This window comes from Dyella sp. CR10 (genome assembly GCF_055814425.1).
Map to the genome: position 1 here is coordinate 1,042,539 of NZ_CP185986.1, position 16,289 is coordinate 1,058,827.

16 protein-coding genes and 1 pseudogene are annotated in these 16,289 nt (G+C 67.9%); 8 read left to right on the plus strand and 9 right to left on the minus strand.

Annotated elements, in window-relative coordinates:
- Positions 1-208: 208 nt before the first annotated feature.
- Together ACNR9O_RS04840 and ACNR9O_RS04845 are read left to right on the plus strand one after the other, a co-directional pair.
- Positions 209-1,915, plus strand: a pseudogene (locus tag ACNR9O_RS04840) (monovalent cation:proton antiporter-2 (CPA2) family protein); the annotation flags it as partial.
- Between the two features lie 123 nt (positions 1,916-2,038).
- A complete protein-coding gene (locus tag ACNR9O_RS04845; protein WP_473682396.1) occupies positions 2,039-3,229 on the plus strand; it encodes a site-2 protease family protein in 1,191 nt (396 codons plus the stop codon).
- A 73-nt stretch (positions 3,230-3,302) separates the two neighbouring features.
- On the opposite strand, the gene ACNR9O_RS04850 is transcribed toward ACNR9O_RS04845, so the two are convergent.
- On the minus strand, positions 3,303-4,034 hold the full coding sequence (locus tag ACNR9O_RS04850) for a hypothetical protein (RefSeq protein WP_473682395.1): 732 nt from the start codon (positions 4,032-4,034) through the stop codon (positions 3,303-3,305).
- Between the two features lie 270 nt (positions 4,035-4,304).
- Between ACNR9O_RS04850 and ACNR9O_RS04855 the strand changes: the two genes are divergently transcribed.
- Positions 4,305-5,162 (plus strand): helix-turn-helix domain-containing protein, encoded by an 858-nt coding sequence (locus ACNR9O_RS04855; protein ID WP_473682394.1) that lies wholly within the window; start codon positions 4,305-4,307, stop codon positions 5,160-5,162.
- A 40-nt stretch (positions 5,163-5,202) separates the two neighbouring features.
- Here ACNR9O_RS04855 and ACNR9O_RS04860 read toward each other — a convergent pair whose 3' ends face one another.
- Together ACNR9O_RS04860 and ACNR9O_RS04865 are read right to left on the minus strand one after the other, a co-directional pair.
- Positions 5,203-6,327, minus strand: coding sequence for a hypothetical protein (locus tag ACNR9O_RS04860; protein ID WP_473682393.1), 1,125 nt, complete (start codon positions 6,325-6,327; stop codon positions 5,203-5,205).
- 147 nt (positions 6,328-6,474) lie between these two features.
- Positions 6,475-8,028 carry a bactofilin family protein gene (locus ACNR9O_RS04865; protein ID WP_473682392.1) on the minus strand — a complete coding sequence of 518 codons (1,554 nt, stop codon included), beginning with the start codon at positions 8,026-8,028 and terminating at the stop codon, positions 6,475-6,477.
- A 110-nt stretch (positions 8,029-8,138) separates the two neighbouring features.
- On the opposite strand from ACNR9O_RS04865, the gene ACNR9O_RS04870 reads away from it, so the two are divergent.
- Positions 8,139-9,005, plus strand: coding sequence for a LysR family transcriptional regulator (locus ACNR9O_RS04870; protein WP_473682391.1), 867 nt, complete (start codon positions 8,139-8,141; stop codon positions 9,003-9,005).
- A gap of 90 nt (positions 9,006-9,095) precedes the next feature.
- Positions 9,096-10,013: an MBL fold metallo-hydrolase gene (locus tag ACNR9O_RS04875; protein ID WP_473682390.1), complete on the plus strand. Its 918-nt coding sequence runs from the start codon at positions 9,096-9,098 to the stop codon at positions 10,011-10,013.
- 46 nt (positions 10,014-10,059) lie between these two features.
- Here the strand turns inward: ACNR9O_RS04875 and ACNR9O_RS04880 are convergent, their stop codons facing one another.
- Complete coding sequence (locus tag ACNR9O_RS04880) at positions 10,060-10,806, minus strand: glucose 1-dehydrogenase (RefSeq protein WP_473682389.1); 747 nt, start codon at positions 10,804-10,806, stop codon at positions 10,060-10,062.
- Between the two features lie 112 nt (positions 10,807-10,918).
- On the opposite strand from ACNR9O_RS04880, the gene ACNR9O_RS04885 reads away from it, so the two are divergent.
- On the plus strand, positions 10,919-11,296 hold the full coding sequence (locus tag ACNR9O_RS04885; protein WP_473682388.1) for an ArsR/SmtB family transcription factor: 378 nt from the start codon (positions 10,919-10,921) through the stop codon (positions 11,294-11,296).
- Positions 11,297-11,400: 104 nt separating this feature from the next.
- Positions 11,401-11,550 carry a hypothetical protein gene (locus ACNR9O_RS04890; protein ID WP_473682387.1) on the plus strand — a complete coding sequence of 50 codons (150 nt, stop codon included), beginning with the start codon at positions 11,401-11,403 and terminating at the stop codon, positions 11,548-11,550.
- A gap of 59 nt (positions 11,551-11,609) precedes the next feature.
- Here ACNR9O_RS04890 and ACNR9O_RS04895 read toward each other — a convergent pair whose 3' ends face one another.
- Genes ACNR9O_RS04895 through ACNR9O_RS04915 form a run of 5 tightly spaced genes read right to left on the minus strand, consistent with a single transcriptional unit; the run spans position 11,610 to position 15,604 of the window.
- Positions 11,610-12,434: a helix-turn-helix transcriptional regulator gene (locus ACNR9O_RS04895; RefSeq protein WP_473682386.1), complete on the minus strand. Its 825-nt coding sequence runs from the start codon at positions 12,432-12,434 to the stop codon at positions 11,610-11,612.
- 38 nt (positions 12,435-12,472) lie between these two features.
- Positions 12,473-13,297 (minus strand): DUF4198 domain-containing protein, encoded by an 825-nt coding sequence (locus ACNR9O_RS04900; protein WP_473682385.1) that lies wholly within the window; start codon positions 13,295-13,297, stop codon positions 12,473-12,475.
- Positions 13,294-13,779: a hypothetical protein gene (locus ACNR9O_RS04905; protein WP_473682384.1), complete on the minus strand. Its 486-nt coding sequence runs from the start codon at positions 13,777-13,779 to the stop codon at positions 13,294-13,296. Before ACNR9O_RS04905 ends, ACNR9O_RS04900 begins: the two co-directional genes overlap by 4 nt.
- Positions 13,776-14,372 carry a HupE/UreJ family protein gene (locus ACNR9O_RS04910; RefSeq protein ID WP_473682383.1) on the minus strand — a complete coding sequence of 199 codons (597 nt, stop codon included), beginning with the start codon at positions 14,370-14,372 and terminating at the stop codon, positions 13,776-13,778. The genes ACNR9O_RS04905 and ACNR9O_RS04910 overlap by 4 nt, the downstream gene beginning before the upstream one ends.
- A complete protein-coding gene (locus ACNR9O_RS04915) occupies positions 14,369-15,604 on the minus strand; it encodes a DUF4331 family protein (protein WP_473682382.1) in 1,236 nt (411 codons plus the stop codon). The genes ACNR9O_RS04910 and ACNR9O_RS04915 overlap by 4 nt, the downstream gene beginning before the upstream one ends.
- A gap of 142 nt (positions 15,605-15,746) precedes the next feature.
- On the opposite strand from ACNR9O_RS04915, the gene ACNR9O_RS04920 reads away from it, so the two are divergent.
- Positions 15,747-16,283: a cysteine hydrolase family protein gene (locus ACNR9O_RS04920; protein WP_473682381.1), complete on the plus strand. Its 537-nt coding sequence runs from the start codon at positions 15,747-15,749 to the stop codon at positions 16,281-16,283.
- The last annotated feature ends 6 nt before the right edge of the window (positions 16,284-16,289 follow it).

A 16,289-nucleotide genomic window follows, 5' to 3' on the forward strand; every position in this document is an offset into this window, starting at 1 on the left:
TCTCCCCATCCGGTGATCGTGTCGCCGGATCGTATCGGCGTGCGCGAAGGATGCGGCATCGCGCGCGGCGCGGCTGACGCAAAACGTAACGTGCGGCGGCGGATATCGCAAAAATCCGCGACCGGAAAAGCATCGCGGTGGCAGCGCCCAGCCGCGCCTCGCGCTTTGCTACGCTGCGCGCCACGAATCCGGCGAGGGGAAGCGGGGCATGGCGGTGGAGCACCAGGGCGTGGCGTTGTTGCCGGTCATCACGCTGCTCGCGGCCGGTGTGGTCGCCGCGCCGCTGTTCAAGCGGCTCGGGCTGGGCGCGGTGCTGGGCTACCTGGCCGGCGGCCTGGCGATCGGCCCGTTCGGGCTGAAAGTCTTCAACGATCCCGGCGCCATCCTCCAGGTGGCGGAGCTGGGCGTGGTGATGTTCCTGTTCCTGATCGGCCTGGAAATGCATCCCTCGCGCCTGTGGAGCCTGCGCCGGCAGATCTTCGGGCTCGGGCTGGCGCAGGTGCTGGTGTGCGCGGTCGCGCTCACTGCGGTGGGCGTGCTGACCGGCTATCCGGTGGCGCCGTCGTTCGTGGCCGGTGCGGGTTTCGTGCTGACCTCCACGGCGATCGTGATGCAGCTGCTGGAAGAACGGCGCGAGGTGAACGAGCCCAGCGGCCAGCGCATCGTCTGCGTGCTGCTGCTGGAGGACTTGATGATCGTGCCGCTGCTGGCGGCGGTGGCCTTCCTGGCGCCGATCGCGCCGGGCAGCGCCGCGGCGCATCACGGCATCGACTGGCGCGGGGTGGCCATCGGCGCGGGCTCGATCGCCGGCTTGCTGCTGGCGGGGCGCTACCTGCTCAATCCCATGTTCGGCTTGCTGGCGAGCGCACGGGCGCGCGAAGTGATGACCGGCGCCGCCCTGCTGGTGGTGCTGGGCTCGGCCTACCTGATGGAACTGGGCGGCCTGTCGATGGCGATGGGCGCGTTCGTGGCCGGGGTGCTGCTGTCGGAGTCCTCGTACCGGCACCAGCTGGAGGCGGATGTGGAACCGTTCCGCGGCATCCTGCTCGGCTTGTTCTTCATCGCGGTGGGCATGTCGCTGGACTTGCGCGTGGTAGCGGCGAGCTGGCGCACGATCCTGTTCTATGTGTGTTGCTACATGGTCGCCAAGGCGCTGGTGATTTACGCGGTGGCGCGACTGTTCCGCTCTTCGCATCGCGAAGCGGTGGACCGCGCGGTGTTCATGGCGCAGGGCGGCGAGTTCGCTTTCGTGCTGTACGCCGCGGCTGCCGCGGCGGGGATTATCAACGCCGAGCAGCATGCCCAGCTCACCGCGATCATCATCCTGTCCATGGTGCTGACGCCGTTGGCGATCGCGCTGCTGAACGCGATCCGCGCACGCCTGCAACCATCGACTGCCGGCTATGAGCGGCCGGATGGCCTGAACGGTGCGGCGCTGGTGATCGGCTTCGGCCGCGTCGGCCAGATCGCCAGCCAGTTCCTGTTCGAGCGCGGCTACGACATCTCGATCATTGACACCGACGTGGAGATGATCGATACCGCGCGCAGCCTGGACTTCAAGGTCTACTACGGCGACGGCACCCGCCTGGACATCCTCGAGGCCGCCGGCGCCGGCCGCGCCGGCGTGATCCTGGTGTGCGTGGACAAGGCCGACGAGGGCACGCGCATCACCGAGCTGATCAAGGCCGAGTTCCCGCTGGTGCCGGTGCTGGTGCGCGCCGTCGATCGCCGCCACAGCATCGCCCTGATCAAGGCCGGTGCCGATGTGGAGATACGCGAGACCTACGAATCGGCCGTACTGCTGGGCAGGGCGGCTCTGGAGAGGCTCGGCGTCGATCCGGCGGAAATCGACGCGATCGGCCAGCGCCTGCGCGAGCGCGATCGGGAGCGGTTGCAGCTGGAGTTCGTCGGCGGGATGTTCGCGGGGCGTGCCTTGTTCAGCGGGAAGCGCGATGCGTCGTCGGACCATGGCGCGTCGTAGGCTTATGCCTCGCCGCGCATGCGCCGGCTAAGCTGCCGGTACGCCAGAAGGAAAGCTATGGACAGCGATACGCAACGACCGGAACCGGGCACCACCGCCGGAGTCACCAGAGAAACCTGGCGAGCACGCCTTGGCTACGGCGTTGCGACCACCTTGCAGCTCGCGGTGTTCTTCTGTGCCGGCCTGCTGTGCACCAAGTACGCCAGCATCCATACCGAGGGCGCAGCATTCGCCGGCGCCTTCCTGTGCCTCGCGCTGATCTATCCCTGCGCGCTGATTCATGAGCTGGGTCACTGGTTCGCCGCGCGGCGCGGTGGCATGAAGGCGGTGCGCGTGCGCGTGGCGGCGCTCGAGGTGATGCCGATGCGGCGCGGCTGGCGGGTGCGCTGGCGCAGGCCGTTGAAGGGCGAGCCGGCAGGCGCGGTCATCGCCTTGGGCGATCCCGCGCATCGTCACCGCCGTGCACTGCTGGCCTTCATGGCCGGCGGTCCCGCGGCGAACGCCGTGGCCGCCGCGGCAGCGTGGCTGGCGAGCTGGCCGCTGGCGGCCTTCTCCTGGGGCTGGATCGCCGTGCTGGTGGCGGGCATGAACCTCGCCTTCGCGATTGCCAATCTGATTCCGCGCGCCGGTGCGAAGCCGACGGATGGCATGTGGATCTGGCGTCTGCTGCGCGATCGTGCGCCGCAGTTCGACACGCCTCAGTACCGGGTCATCGCGCGCTCCCTGTTCGGCTGCACGGCGGATCGCCTGCCGGAGAGCGAGCTTGCCGCGGTGGAGCAACAACCGTTTCCGTTGTCGCTGGTCGGCCTGTGGTTCCGCCTCAAGGCGAGCTTGCATCGCGGCGAATGGGCGGCGGCTGCGGCGATGCAGCCGGTGGTGGAAGCATTGCTGGCGGCCACGGACAGCCGGCAGAGAACGGCGGTCCGTTCGCTGGCGGCATGCGTGCGTACCGAGCTGGCGTTCGCCCGCGCGATGCACACGGGCGATGCCAGCGCACTGACCGACGATCTGCTGCCCCGCTACGCCGCGTGGGAGGAGCCGCATCTGTGGCCACGATGCCTGGCGTTGCGGGCGGCGCTGGCGGGAGATCGCTCCGGGTTCGAGCAATGGATGACGACGTCGCAGAGACATGCACGCAACTCCGTGGACGATTCGCTGCCCGTGAGCGAGGCGATCATTCGCGGATATGTGGAGGCGGTGCTGGAGGCGCGGCGCGTAGTAGCCGAGGCAGGATCCCGAGCAACGTAGGTTGGGGTGAGCCATCGGCGAACCCCAACGGACCTGGCACGCTGTCGTCACGTTGGGGTTCGCTGCGCTACCGTTACTGCACCGTCAGGTAATACGTCAGCGTGTTGGTCATCCCCTTCATGTCCGTCATCGTGCGCACGATGGTGTGCTGGCCCGGGCGCAGCGGGCGGAACATCAGGTAATAGCCATAGTTCACCGCGGGCTGCCAGTTCGTGGTGATGCATGGATCGAAGGTGGCCTGCAGGCTGGCATCGCCCTTGAGCGAGAACACGTTCTCCGACGTGTAGAGATAGTCCATCACGTCGCGCAGCGGGCGGCCGTCGAGGGAGACGCTCATGCTGCCCATCATCATGTAGGTCTTGGCGTCCGCGACAAGGAAGTCATAGAGCGACTGTCCCGGCTTGGGACCGAAGTTCGGGTCCGGGCACGGATAGGTGTCGCTGACGAAGCCGATCATCAGCAGCACGGCTTTGTCGTGCGGCAGGGTGCAGGTGCGCGACACGTTGCCGGCCATCATCATCTGCATGGAGGCCGGCGGCAGGTTCCAGACCGGGCCGTCCTGGTTTACCGCGCATAGCGCGCCGGTATTGTCGAAGAACGGGTTGCTGGCAAACGGCTGGGCGTACAGCCATTGGAGCGAGCGGTCGGCCCAGCCATAGATGCTCTTGCCGAAGGGGCGGGAATGCTTCGGATACAGCGCGGGGTTAGGGCCGAAGCCGAGCAGATCCTGGCCGGGCGGCTCGGCCGCCTGCGCGGCGGCGAGGGTGGAACAGGCAAACAACAGACCGCAGAACGTCTTGTACATAACGCCCTCCTGGTGAGTGTGCATGTGCTTGAAAAAACGGTGGGGACGGTGGGTGCCGCGGGTGCAGCTTGGGCGCCCAGGGTGGCGGAGCGCTTCCGGAAACGTGCTTCGTCCGGCCGCGCGAAACGCGCGCTTTTTCCAGGGAAATCAGCCAGGATGCGCGGTGTCTCCGGCGGGCGCTTCCGGAAACGTGCTTTCGTGCGCGTGGCCGCTTTATCGGCCTGGCGCGGGCGTATGATCGGCCGCGGATGCCGGCGGGGGCCTTCGGTCATGGCGACTTTGCAGACGGTGCTGCGTTCCCCTCACGTTGACGTGATCAACCAGGAGTGCCGCTACCCGCGCGTGAACTGCGGCGGTGGCGGCGGTGAGCCGGGGCGGTTCCTGTTCACGCGATGCGGCGCGTTCGCGCTGCGCATCGGCCAGCAGGCGTGTCTCGCGCGGCCGGGGCAGGTGGTGTTCATCGGCAAGGACGTGGAGTATCGCGTCACGCATCCCGATCACCAGGGTTGCGCCTGCTGCACTGACGTCTTGATGGACGAAGCCTGGCTCGATGCGCTGGGGCTGGCTGGCGCGAGCGCACCCGACTGCCGCGAGTTTCCGCACGACATGCCGCTGCAGGAGGCGCACGTGGAAATGCTGGCGGGGATGCGTCGTGGCGTCGATGCGCTGGATGCCGAGGAAGCCGTGCTGGCGGTTCTCGACGGACTCATGGCAGGTGACCGTGTGCCGCTGTCGGCGGTAAGGAGCGCGAATGCGCGAGGCCAGGTGCGTCGCGTGGAAGAGGCGATCGTCGCGCGTCCAGGCGACAACCTCGACGTCGACGGGCTGGCGCGGCTGGCAGGTTGTTCGCCGTTTCATCTGTGTCGGATCTTCCGCCAGGGCACCGGGCAGTCGCTGCGCCAGTTCCGCCTGCAGCAGCGGCTGGGCACGGCGCTGGGGCGGCTGGGCGATGGCGAGGAAGACCTCGCCGCGCTTGCCTGCGACGTAGGTTTCAGCAGCCACAGCCATATGACGGACGCGTTCCGCCAGGTGCTGGGCGCTTCGCCGAGCGAATTGCGCGAGCGGCTGCGCACGGGACAGTTGCGGGAACTCGAGCGGAGACTGCGCTCGCGGCGCCCGCTGCATTGACGCGCAGGCGTGCAAGGCAGGCCTGCGCCGGCGAGGCCGATCAGGGTGAGTGTGGTGCGGGCTTGGCATCCGTGGCGTGGCTTGCCACCGGCGCCATCCGCTTCGATGCATTGATCCAGTTGATCTCCCAGGTCTTGCCGCCATCGGCGGAGAACGCCTGTTCGTCGCGGTTCGAACCTTCGGCGAGATTGAGGAACGAGAAGCGCGCGAGTATGGCCCTGCCGTCGTACGGTTCCTGGTCATAGAAATCGCCGCGCCCGTTGGCGAAGGCACCGATCATCGGCGAGCCGAACACGCCGCTGTTGCTGCTGACGAAATTCAGGCTCCACTGGTGCGCGGTGGGGTTGAACAGGCGCAGCGAGAGAAATTCCAGGTGACCGGACGGTCCCTGCGTGTCGATTTCCGCGAGATTGGCGCGGCCGTTCCACAGCTTGCGCACGCGCACGCTGCCGTCGAGTGGCGTCCAGTCCTGCCGGACGGAAAGCGGGTGTCGCATGCGCGACATATGGATGTCCCAGTCGCCGAGCTGCCAGTCGAAGTCGCGCTGGCCCGGCGTATCGCCTACCGGCTTCATCGCGGTGACCGCCTCGCCGGATTTTACGCGCGTGAGGTCGGCGATGAAGTTCGTTTCCCAGGTCTTGCCGCCGTCGTCGGAGTAGGCCTGCTCGTAGCGGTGCGCATCCGGCGAGATGTTCGACCAGGTGCCGCGCAGCAACACGGCGCGGCCTGCGTAGAGCTCCTGGCTGTAGAACTGGCCCTGGCCGTGTTCGAAGCGGCCGACGGACGGCGTTTCCAGCGTGCCATCGTCGCTGTTGGCGAAGTACTGGCGCCATTGGCGGTGAGCCGGATCGTAGAGGAACACGGTCATGCCTTCGAAGCGGCCATCGGCACCATCCGCTTCGATCTCCTCCACTTGCGCCTTGCCGTTCCAGATCGGGTTCACCCGGACGGTGCCGCGCATCTCGACCCAGTCGACATGTCCGGACAACGGCTGCTTGAGCCGGCGAATGTGGGTATGCCAGGTGCCGAGGTTGAAATCAAAATCATGACTGCCGTCGGCGCGGGATACGGACGGAGCGACGGGCGCCTGCTCGGCCCACGAGGCCGGACAGGCGAGGCCGGAGGCGATGGCGGCGCAGAGCAGGAGCCTTACCGTGACTTGCATGGCGCATCTCGACAGTGGAGGGACGCGACAGAAGCTACGTGGACAAGTGGTTTGCTTGAATAGCCACTTTTGCCATGTTTGACATAGCCACTTTGACGTTGCGGCCGGCCTTGCCGTGGCAGTCCGCGCGATATGCAGCGGCGGGCGTCATAGGTAGCCCTGCTTCTTCCATGACGCGATCGCGAATCCTTCCGCGGCGTAGGGAATATCGCCCGCCAGCAGCCTCGCGTTGTAGCGCAGCAGCATGCGCCGGCCCCGCTCGAAGATCCGCACCGCCTGCCGCAGCGCTTCGCTGCTGGCGATGTAGCTCAAGGGCACCGAGCTGTCGTCCTCGGTCGGGCGGTAGCCGATGGCGACGCATTCGCTGCCGTCCAGCTGGCGCTGCACGGTATACAGGAACACTTCGCGGCGTTCCTCGCCGCTGCCACCGGCGGCGTACTCGCGCACCAGCCGCAGCATGGCCGACTGAGGTTCGCCCTTGTACAGCTCGCCCTCGCGGCGGAACGAACAGAACAGCGGGCCGGCCCAGAAGCCGGTGCGGTCTTCGTCGTAGAAGTCGTCGTAGGGCGCCGTGACGGGCAGGGCCAGCAAGGCATGCACGTCTTCGGCGCGGATCAGATGCCGTGCGTATTCGAAGGTGGACATGCCGCTCAGCAGCGTGAGCCACGCCGTGCCGAGGAATGTGCGCACGGCTTCGGGCGCATCCGTGCCGCAGGGTTCCCAGGGTGTTTCCTCGTCGCTGACGCGGCGCACGTGCGCGGCGAACACCCAGGCCGGCGCGCCTTCGGTCGTACGAGTGCGGTCGCTGCGCAGGCGTACCGCGTAGTCGTCGCCTTGCAGGTAGACGATGCGGAAGGCGTTCTCCTGCGCGGCGGGCGCGAAGGCGAGCACGCGGCAGAACGTGTCGCCATGCCAGAACGCGTAGCGCGAGCTGACTTCGTCCGGTGCGGGCGCCGGCAGCCAGGTCGGCGAGGCGAGGCGATCGATGTTGGCCGGCGCGATCGACGTGTCGGGAAAGGCGAGAGGGATGGCCGGTGCCGATACGGCGACGAGATGTTCGGCGCGAAACACCGGACGCTTCGAGCGCACGCGCGCGAGGATCGCTTCGCGATCCAGCGCCAGGCCGTCGTCCGCATCGTCCAGGCAGTCCGGCTCCATGAACGCCGACGGGTCGTGCGTTTCCAGATCCTGCCATTGGCTTTGCTCGTCCCACTGGCTCAGGTGCCGCACGGCGTCGAGTCGTCCTGCCACATTCACGTGATACTGATCGGTATCGATGAACAGCGCGGCGCGCACGTCGCCTTCCACGGTGAGGTCGCCATGGTTGTAGTCGCCCCAGAACAGGCCGTCGACATGCACGTTGCCGGTGACATAGATCTCCTGGCCGCCGACGACCATGTCGCGCGCATGCAGGTCGCCGAGCACGATGAGGCCCATGGCGCCGTCGGTTTCCTCGTTGGTGATGGCGCCATCGACGCGCAGGTTGCCGGCGACCAGCAACAGGAACGGATACTCGCCGTCTTCGTTGCGTGCCATGTCCAGGTCGAGCTGATCCAGCCGCAGATCGCCGTCGTGGAACAGTACGAGCTCGTTCTCGAACTCGCCGTCGTTGCGCGCATTGCGCCTCGCTGCCCATGCCTTGGACGGCAGGCGGTGCTTGATTGCGGAGAGACGGTGGGGCTGCAGCGGGGAGGTCGACATGCGGCGATCCTTGCCGGGTGCGAAGTGGTGAGCGGCGATGATAGACCACGGTGCATTGCGTCGCTCACGGCCATGCCGCACATTGCCGTTCCGGCCGAAGGAGAAGGCAGATGGAATGGAGCGACGTACGGATCTTCCTCGCGGTGGCGCGCCAGCAATCCCTGGGCGCGGCCGCGCGTTCGCTGGGCATCAGCCATCCCACCGTGGGGCGCCGCCTGCGCGCGCTGGAAGAGGCGACGGGCCAGACGCTGTTTCAGCGCCATAACGAGGGCGCGGTGCTGACCGAGGCGGGGATCGCGGTGCTTCGCCTGGCCGAAGACATGGAGGCGAGCGCGCTGGCCTTGCAGCGGCGTCTGGCCGGCGAGAGCGATTCGCCCGAAGGCGTGTTGCGCCTGTCCGCGCCGGCCTGGTTCGCGGCCTATGTGCTGCCGCCGGTACTGGAAGAGCTGGGGCGACGGCATCCGCGCATCGTGCCGGAACTGATCGCCGATACGCGGCTGTTCGATCTGTCGCGGCGCGAGGCCGACATCGTGTTTCGAGTGGTGCCGTTCGACGAGGCAGATATCGTGCAGCGTCGCCTGATGCGCGTGTCTTACGCCGTCTACGTGGCGAGCGATGCGGGCGATCCGGCGGAGGACGGCGAGGGCTCGGCCCTGTTGGCCATGGACACCAGCCGCCTGCAGTACCCGGACGTGCCGTGGCTGCACGAGCGGCTGCCGCGGGCGCGCAGCGTGTTCACCACCAATAGCCGCGAGGTGCAGGCGCGGCTGTGCGCACGCGGCATGGGCGTGGCGGTGCTGCCCCGCCCGGTGGGCGAACAGACGCCCGGGCTGCGCGAGGTCGATCTCGGCGAGATGCCGCCCGGACGCGATGTCTGGATGGGCTATCACCGCGATCTGCGCCGCATGGATCGTCTGCGCGCGATCGCCGATCTGGCCGTGCAATGGCTGAGTGACGAGCGGATCGGCCCCCCCTGACGGAAGTGAACGGGCGCAGTACGTTTTCATCAGTGTTCGCGCCGTGGCGGGCTACGCATCCTGGCGGCCTCTTGATGACGAGGATCAGCCATGTGTCCGACCGTTCCGGTTTCGTCCCGCGCCACCGCCGCGCTCATGCCATCGTTCAAGCGCAGCTTCTTCGCGATGGCATGGGGCGACGCGAGGGTGATCGCGCTTTCGGATGGCCAGTTCGACCTGCCTGCCGGGCGCCTGCTGATCGGCGAGCGACCAGGGCAGGTCGATGCCTTGCTGGCGCAAGCCGGCCTGGCGCCGGTGGTGCGTAGCGCGGTCAACGCTTTCCTGATCGACACCGGTGAGGCGCGCATCCTGATCGATGCGGGCGCCGGCGACCTTCAGGGAGCGGGATTGGGAAAGCTGGAAGTTTCGTTGCGCGAGGCGGGCTATGTGCCGGAGGACGTCGACGCGGTCTTGCTCACGCATCTGCACCCGGATCACGTCGGCGGCATCGCGCGCGAGGGGCGCCGCGTGTTTCCCACCGCGACGGTGTGGGTGGATGCGCGCGAGGTGGCGTTCTGGTGCGACAGCGAGCGCCGCGCGCGCGTGGATGAGAGCGTGCGCGCCACGTTCGATGGCGCGATCGCTTCGTTGCGGCCGTACATGGATGCGGGGCGCTTGCGGACGTTCACTCCGGGCGAACAGCCGGTGCACGGCATCCGTGCGCTGGCGTTGGAGGGGCATACGCAAGGCCATACCGGTTTTCGCGTGGAACGCGGTGGCGAAGGCCTGGTGATCTGCGGCGACGTATTGCATGTGGCGCCGGTGCAACTGGCGCAGCCGCGGCTGGCGATCCGCTATGACAGCGAGCCGGCACGTGCCAGCGATGCGCGGGAGTGCCTGCTGGCGGAGGCGGCGGAACGCGGCGACTGGCTAGCCGCGGCGCATGCGCCGTTTCCGGGCATCGGGCGAGTACGGCGAGAAGGGCACGGCTTCGCGTGGCTGCCGCACGAAGAGTGTGAGCGCAAGTGAGCCGGAGCTCGCTTGCGCCCGCACCCGTGCCGGCATGGGCAATGACTCAGCGCACGCCGCCGCCGGCGTACAGCTTCTCGCCGGTCAACCAGAACGAATCGTCGGAAGCCAGGAACACCGCGATGGAAGCGATGTCTTGCGGCTGGCCGATGCGTCCCAGCGGGGTCTGCGCGATCGCGTGCGAATGGAAATCCGAGCCGATGAAGCCGGCGGCATGAGTGCCTTCGGTTTCCACCATGCCGGGGTTGAGCGCATTGACGCGGATTTGGCGCGGGCCAAGCTCGCGCGAGAGCACGCCGGTGATGGCGTCGACCGCACCCTTGGTGGCGGTGTAGACCGCGCTGCCTTCCGGCACGATGCGGGTGACCAGCGAGCCGATGTTGATGACGCTGCCGCCATCATTCATGTGCTTGGCAGCGGCCTGGGTGGTCAGCAGCAGGCCCAGTACGTTCACGTTGAACTGCTTGTGGTAGTGCTCTTCGTTGATCTGATCCAGCGGCGCGAACTCATACACGCCGGAGTTGTTGACCAGTACGTCGAGGCGGCCGAACTCCTTGACGGCGGCGTCGACGATGGCCTGCGCGTCGGCGGCCTTGGAGACGTCGCCCTTCACGGCGACGGCCTTGCCGCCGGCCTTGGTGATGGCGTCGACCACGGCATCCGCGCCAGCCTTGCTGGACGCATAGTTGACGACCACGGCGGCGCCTTCGGCGGCCAGCGCCTTGGCGATGCCGGCGCCGATGCCCTTGGAGGCGCCGGTAACCAGCGCGACTTTGCCTTTGAGCTTGCTCATGACGGGGTATTCCTGAGGTGGAGTGGGAGGTGTACTGACGGGTTCAGTAATCCAGTAGTTCGCAACTTATGAACTAACGAACTCAAAGTCAAGGGCTGCTAAGATGACGGCCATGCGACCGCTCGTTCACCCCGCCATCGAAGACGTCACCGTGGAAGGCATCCTCCACGCGCTGGCCGACCCGGCGCGGGCGGCCATCTACGCCGGGCTGAGCGCGAGCGAGCACGGCACGAGCTGCTCGGCCTTCCTGCAACTGGAAGACCGCGAGATTCCCAAGTCCACGCTTTCCCAGCATTTCCGCGCGCTGCGCGAGGCCGGCCTGATCCGCAGCGAGCGCCATGGCGTGGAGATGCGCAACACCACGCGCTGCGCGGAGATCAACCAGCGCTTTCCCGGGCTGCTGCCGGCATTGCTGGGGGCCTACAAGGCGCAGATGGAAGAGAAGGCAAAGGCGGCCCGGCGCAAGGCGCAGCGCGCCAGGGGCGCCTGAGGCGCGTCATCGTCGGATCGCTAAAGAATCTGACAGCGTCGCGTCCTCCCCGATGGCTCAATGACACTCACCCGGACGTCGGGTGTCACCAGCGAGCCAAAGCCATGTCTGAGAAAACCTGTGCCGCCTGCGATTGCGAGCTCGATGCGAGCGCGATCCAGGTGAAGATCGGCGGCAGGACCGTCGAAGTGTGTTGCGAAGAGTGTGCGGAAAAGCTGCGCGAGGCGCATGCCTCGACGGCGCCGGCACGCTGACGCGTCATGGGCGAACACACGGGCCGCGTTGACCGCGGCTCGTGTCATGTCAGGGCATCTCAGGTCGTCTGCTTGAAGGCGCTCGGCGTGCGCCCGTAAGCCTGGCGGAACGCATTGGCGAAATGGCTGTGGCTGGAGAAGCCGAGGTCCGCGGCCAGCGCCGAAAGATCCTCGCAGCCCGGCACCAGGTCCAGCGCGCGCGCGAGGCGCAGATGCAGGTGATAGCGATAGAGCGGCACGCCTTCCACCTGCCGGAACACTTGCGTGAGATAGACCGGCGAGCAGCCGGTTTCCAAGCCGATGTCGGCCAGCGTCCAGCGTCGTGACAGATCGCTGGCGAGCAGCACTTTCACCCGATCGGCCAGGCGCCGCCGCGCATGCGTGGCGGCAGGTTCGCGCGTGCTGCGCGGGCCCAGGGCGCGGCCGATCAGGGTAAGCAGCAAGGCTTCCGCTTCGAGCGGCTCGATGCTGTCGCGTTCGAGGTTATGGCGCAGCAGCGCGACCAGCGCCTGCGCGCGCGGATCGATCGGCTGCGCCTGCCGGTTGAAGCCGACCTTGTCGCCGCCGTGGCGCAGGATCGGACGCGGCGCCAGCTCGTCGAGCATTGCATCCGGCAGCGCCACCGACAGGCAGGCATCGCCGCCGTCGACCGGGTGGCTGACCTGGTACGCCTCGTCCGCGTTGAAGAACAGCATGTGGTTGGCATCGGCCACCGACTGGTCGCTGCCGACGTGGCGCACGTAGACGCCCCGATAGGGAAACACCAGGTTGGTCGACGAGGCGCACTCTTCCGCGCTGCGGTGCCGGCAGGCGCCGTCGCAGCGCACATTGCGCAGCGCCACGGTATCCGTGCTCAGCCAGTGGTCGACGTGGAAGGCGGACATGGGCGCAGGATAGCCGGATCGCGGCAGGGATGCCGCACTCAGGGCGGGGCGGGATAGCCGAAGGAGAGACTGGCGAAATCGGTCTCGAAATCGACGTCTTCACCGGGCGGCAACGGGCGCGTCCAGATCACGTTGAGCAGCCAGCTGCCATTGGCCGGCACGGTGAAAGTGGCGCGGCCGGCGGCATCGGTGCGATGGGTCTCCAGCGGGCTCTCGTCGTGTTCCAGGCGGGTCAGTTTGACCAGTGCGCCGGGCAGCGGCCGGCCGAGGTAGAGCACGCGGACAGGGAGCGTGTCCTGGTGGGGCAAGGCGTAAGGGCTGTGTTCGGGCACGATCTCCAGAGGCATGCCGAGCGCTCGTGTGGCCGCGTTGGCGTCTGCTTGTGTACCGATTTGCACCAGTGCCTTGGCATGGCGGCTGTAGCGTTCGGCGCCATCGCGGTCGGTGCGGTGCGTGCGCTCGCGTTCGGCCAGCGCCGGCGTCAGGCCCTCCGCGTGGAGATAGTCGTTGAAGCGGATCGCGGGCAACGAAGTGACCGCGCGATCATCGGTTTCCAGCACCAGCATGTGGGTACCGGGCGCTGTCAGCGACGCGTCCGCGTCGCTGACAGCGCCGAGATGCAATCGCGTGCGCAGGTCGATGACGTCGCCATCCGGCCCGATCGCCTGGAAACGCACGATGCGCCGCGCCGGGATCGGTGAGCGTTGCCGGTACGGGCCATGTCCGACTTGCAGCGTCAGCGGCACGAGGGTCGCTGACGCGGACCAGTACGCTTGTGGCTGCAGCCAGAAGTCGTGGGCGGCCGCCGGCAGTGCGATCCAGGCAAGCACGGCGCCGCCGAGCCACATGCAAATCTTCTTCATTCGAGATGATCCGGCAGGTAGCCCGGGGTGACGGGCAGATAGGGCAGGGCAGCGGCGAGCACGGCGATGGCGATCAGCCAGCTCGATACCACCTTGGCGGCGACGGCGAGGCGCCAGCGCGGCGCGAGCGCGGCGGGCAGCAAGGCGAGCACGCCGCACCATGCGTGGAACACATCGGGCCCATGTCCGTCGAGAGCGACCAGCGCACCGCTCCACAGGCCGGCGTTGAACGACAGCAGCATGGCGGGGCCAGGCGACAGACCTCGCGGCAGATGCACCGTTGCCGCGCAGGCGATCACGCTGACCCAGCCGCACAGAAATGCCGCGCCAGCGATCGCCGGAGGGATCGGCAAGGCGAGTCCCGGCATCGTGGCGCCGGCCAGCAGCGCAAGGCAGACCGGCCAGGTACGGCGCGGCGCGAAGGCGAGCGCCACGCCGAGTGCTGCGCACAACAGCGTGGCCGCGAGCACGCCGCCTCTCATGCCACCGCTCCGGCCAGGAAATACAGCCCCGCCATGCCAATCGCACCGCCAAGCCAGCGCGTGACGAGCAGGCCGGCCGGACGCGCGTGCAGCAGCCCCAGCGCGATGCCAGCCACATGCAACAGGCCGGTGGCGAGGACGAAGCCGGTGCTGTAGCCGACCGGATCGGCGGCAGCCGGCAACTCGCGGCCATGCGCATAGCCATGGAACAACGCGAACACCGCCACCACCGCGATCGCCGCCCAGGCCGGCGCCTTCCATGCAAAGGCGATGCACAGGCCCAGCACCAGTACCGACAGCGCGATGCCGCATTCCACCGGCGGCAAAACCGCGCCATACATGCCGAGCATGGCGCCGCCGACCATCATCACGGGGAACACCACCGGCAGCACGTGCACCAGAGGACGGCCGAGGAAGGCACCCCACAAGCCGACCGACACCATCGCCAGCAGATGATCCGCGCCCGACAGCGGGTGGGCGAAGCCGGCGCGGAAGCCGCCGGCCAGGCCCGTGCCCGTATGCGCCTGCACCGGCAGCGCGCAGGCGATGAGCATCGCCATGACGACGAAGTGCGCCGGCCGATTCGTGATCATTGATAAGCCCCGGCGGGAGCGACGGCCGAGGGTGCATCCGGTGGCGCGAGGAAGGGAAACACGCTGTCCGAATGGGTGCGTTCGTCGTGCTCCAGGCCGTCGCTGACGCTGTGGATGGTGCCGTCGACCAGCATCGAGCGATAGATGTTGGACGCGCTGTAGTTCGGCGTGCGTCCGCCGCAATCGTTCGCCAGCGCACGCTCGCCGCTCAGCGCGGCACGCTCCACCGCGAAGAACTGGGTGCAGGTCGCGGAGGCGCCGTTCACCCACAGCCGGTCGTCGGCGAGCAACGCAGCGAGGGCGTGATAGCGCTTGGTGGCCGGCGCCTTGGCGTCGGCCAGCCACTGGTTGCCGCACTGGCCGTCGAAGCCGTCGTACAGGCCGAGGTTGCTGGCGATCTCATCGACGAACTTCGCACCATCCGCGGGCGTGGCAGCGTTATAGGTTTCCTTGAACGCGTCGCTGATCTCTTCCGGCGCCAGCGTGCCGAGCAAGGCATTGCCGGTGAGCGGCCGCCCGGCGCGATCGATCTGGCGCTTCGGGCCGTTGGTGCTGGCCCATACCGCGAGCAGCGGGCCGCCGCGGTTGACCTGGTCCAGGTCGATGGAGACCGCGATGGCCGAGGTCGTCCAGCCGGCGAGCAGATTCTTGGCCGGGCCGCCCTGGGTGTGACGCCACTCGTCGGCGATGACGCGAACCGTGGCCGCGTCGAAGGCCGGGCAGCCGGCGGCGTCCCTGCGGGCGCCGGCGTGGAGTGCGGCCAGCGCCTTGTCATACGCGGCACGCGTGCCCTTGACGTTGTTGAAGAACGGATCGTCGCGCTGTCCGGCGAAGACGCGGAAGCGGTGATGCGCGCTTTCCAGCCCCTTCGGATCGCTGGGATCGCCCTGAGCCTTGTCGTCGCCAGCGGTGCAGACCACGTCGGTGCCGGAACGGAAGCGGCAGACGATGTCGGTGGTGGCGGTGGTGTGGCCCAGGCGCTTGCCGCTATCGATGTGGAGGACGTAGTCGAGCCGGTCCGAAAAGGTGTGCCCGACGATGTCCAGCACGAGGTTCAGGCGCTTGCCGTCGGGCGAGGTCCAGGCGTACAGGTCGCCGATGTCGGCGCGCGGGTCGCCGATTACCGATGGCGTGTCGAGATGGTCGGAAGCCTGCGCGGCGTTGCAGCCGCCCAGGCACAGGGCCGTGGCGGCGAGCGCCCGGGCTGCTTGCATGGCTGTGGTTCGGATCATGTCCGCGTGCTCGTTGAGGAAGGCGTGGGCAGTAGGCCCGAGGGGGCCGGAACGGGCTATCAGAATCTTTAGCTGACGCCGGCGGACATGGACGAGGTCGTCGGTTCTATGATGGCTTCTTGGCAACCCAAGATTGGCCTCCATGACCACCGCGCTTCTCGTCGTCGACATGCAACAGGCGCTTTGCGCCGGACCGTGGGCCATGGCCGGCATCGAGGAGGTGCTGTCGCGCGTCAACGGGCTGATCGACCGCGCCCGCGCGGCCGGCGTGCCGGTGGTGCTGATCCAGCACGAGGAGGACGGGGACGAGCTGCGCTACGGCACCGAGGGCTGGCAGCTGGCCGACGGCCTGCATGCCGAGGCCGGCGACCCGCGCGTGCGCAAGGCCACGCCGGATTCCTTCTACGAGACCGAGCTGGGCCAGCTGCTGCAGCAGCGCGGCATCGATCATCTGGTGGTCTGCGGCGTGCAGAGCGATTTCTGCATCGACACCACGGTACGCCGCGCGCTGGCGCTGGGTTACCACGTCACGCTGGCTGGCGATGCGCACACCACGATCGACAACGACGTGCTGACCGCGGCGCAAATCACCGCGCATCACAACTGGGTGCTGGCGAGGCTGCAGACGTTCGGGACGCGGATGTCCGTAGTGCCCGCCGAGCAAATCCGGTTCGCCTGATATCCG

Coding starts and splice junctions, on each gene's coding strand:
- ACNR9O_RS04845 (WP_473682396.1), top strand. CDS start 2,039: ATGGACAGCGATACGCAACGACCGGAACCGGGCACCACCGCCGGAGTC.
- ACNR9O_RS04850 (WP_473682395.1), bottom strand. CDS start 4,034: ATGTACAAGACGTTCTGCGGTCTGTTGTTTGCCTGTTCCACCCTCGCC.
- ACNR9O_RS04855 (WP_473682394.1), top strand. CDS start 4,305: ATGGCGACTTTGCAGACGGTGCTGCGTTCCCCTCACGTTGACGTGATC.
- ACNR9O_RS04860 (WP_473682393.1), bottom strand. CDS start 6,327: ATGCAAGTCACGGTAAGGCTCCTGCTCTGCGCCGCCATCGCCTCCGGC.
- ACNR9O_RS04865 (WP_473682392.1), bottom strand. CDS start 8,028: ATGTCGACCTCCCCGCTGCAGCCCCACCGTCTCTCCGCAATCAAGCAC.
- ACNR9O_RS04870 (WP_473682391.1), top strand. CDS start 8,139: ATGGAATGGAGCGACGTACGGATCTTCCTCGCGGTGGCGCGCCAGCAA.
- ACNR9O_RS04875 (WP_473682390.1), top strand. CDS start 9,096: ATGTGTCCGACCGTTCCGGTTTCGTCCCGCGCCACCGCCGCGCTCATG.
- ACNR9O_RS04880 (WP_473682389.1), bottom strand. CDS start 10,806: ATGAGCAAGCTCAAAGGCAAAGTCGCGCTGGTTACCGGCGCCTCCAAG.
- ACNR9O_RS04885 (WP_473682388.1), top strand. CDS start 10,919: ATGCGACCGCTCGTTCACCCCGCCATCGAAGACGTCACCGTGGAAGGC.
- ACNR9O_RS04890 (WP_473682387.1), top strand. CDS start 11,401: ATGTCTGAGAAAACCTGTGCCGCCTGCGATTGCGAGCTCGATGCGAGC.
- ACNR9O_RS04895 (WP_473682386.1), bottom strand. CDS start 12,434: ATGTCCGCCTTCCACGTCGACCACTGGCTGAGCACGGATACCGTGGCG.
- ACNR9O_RS04900 (WP_473682385.1), bottom strand. CDS start 13,297: ATGAAGAAGATTTGCATGTGGCTCGGCGGCGCCGTGCTTGCCTGGATC.
- ACNR9O_RS04905 (WP_473682384.1), bottom strand. CDS start 13,779: ATGAGAGGCGGCGTGCTCGCGGCCACGCTGTTGTGCGCAGCACTCGGC.
- ACNR9O_RS04910 (WP_473682383.1), bottom strand. CDS start 14,372: ATGATCACGAATCGGCCGGCGCACTTCGTCGTCATGGCGATGCTCATC.
- ACNR9O_RS04915 (WP_473682382.1), bottom strand. CDS start 15,604: ATGATCCGAACCACAGCCATGCAAGCAGCCCGGGCGCTCGCCGCCACG.
- ACNR9O_RS04920 (WP_473682381.1), top strand. CDS start 15,747: ATGACCACCGCGCTTCTCGTCGTCGACATGCAACAGGCGCTTTGCGCC.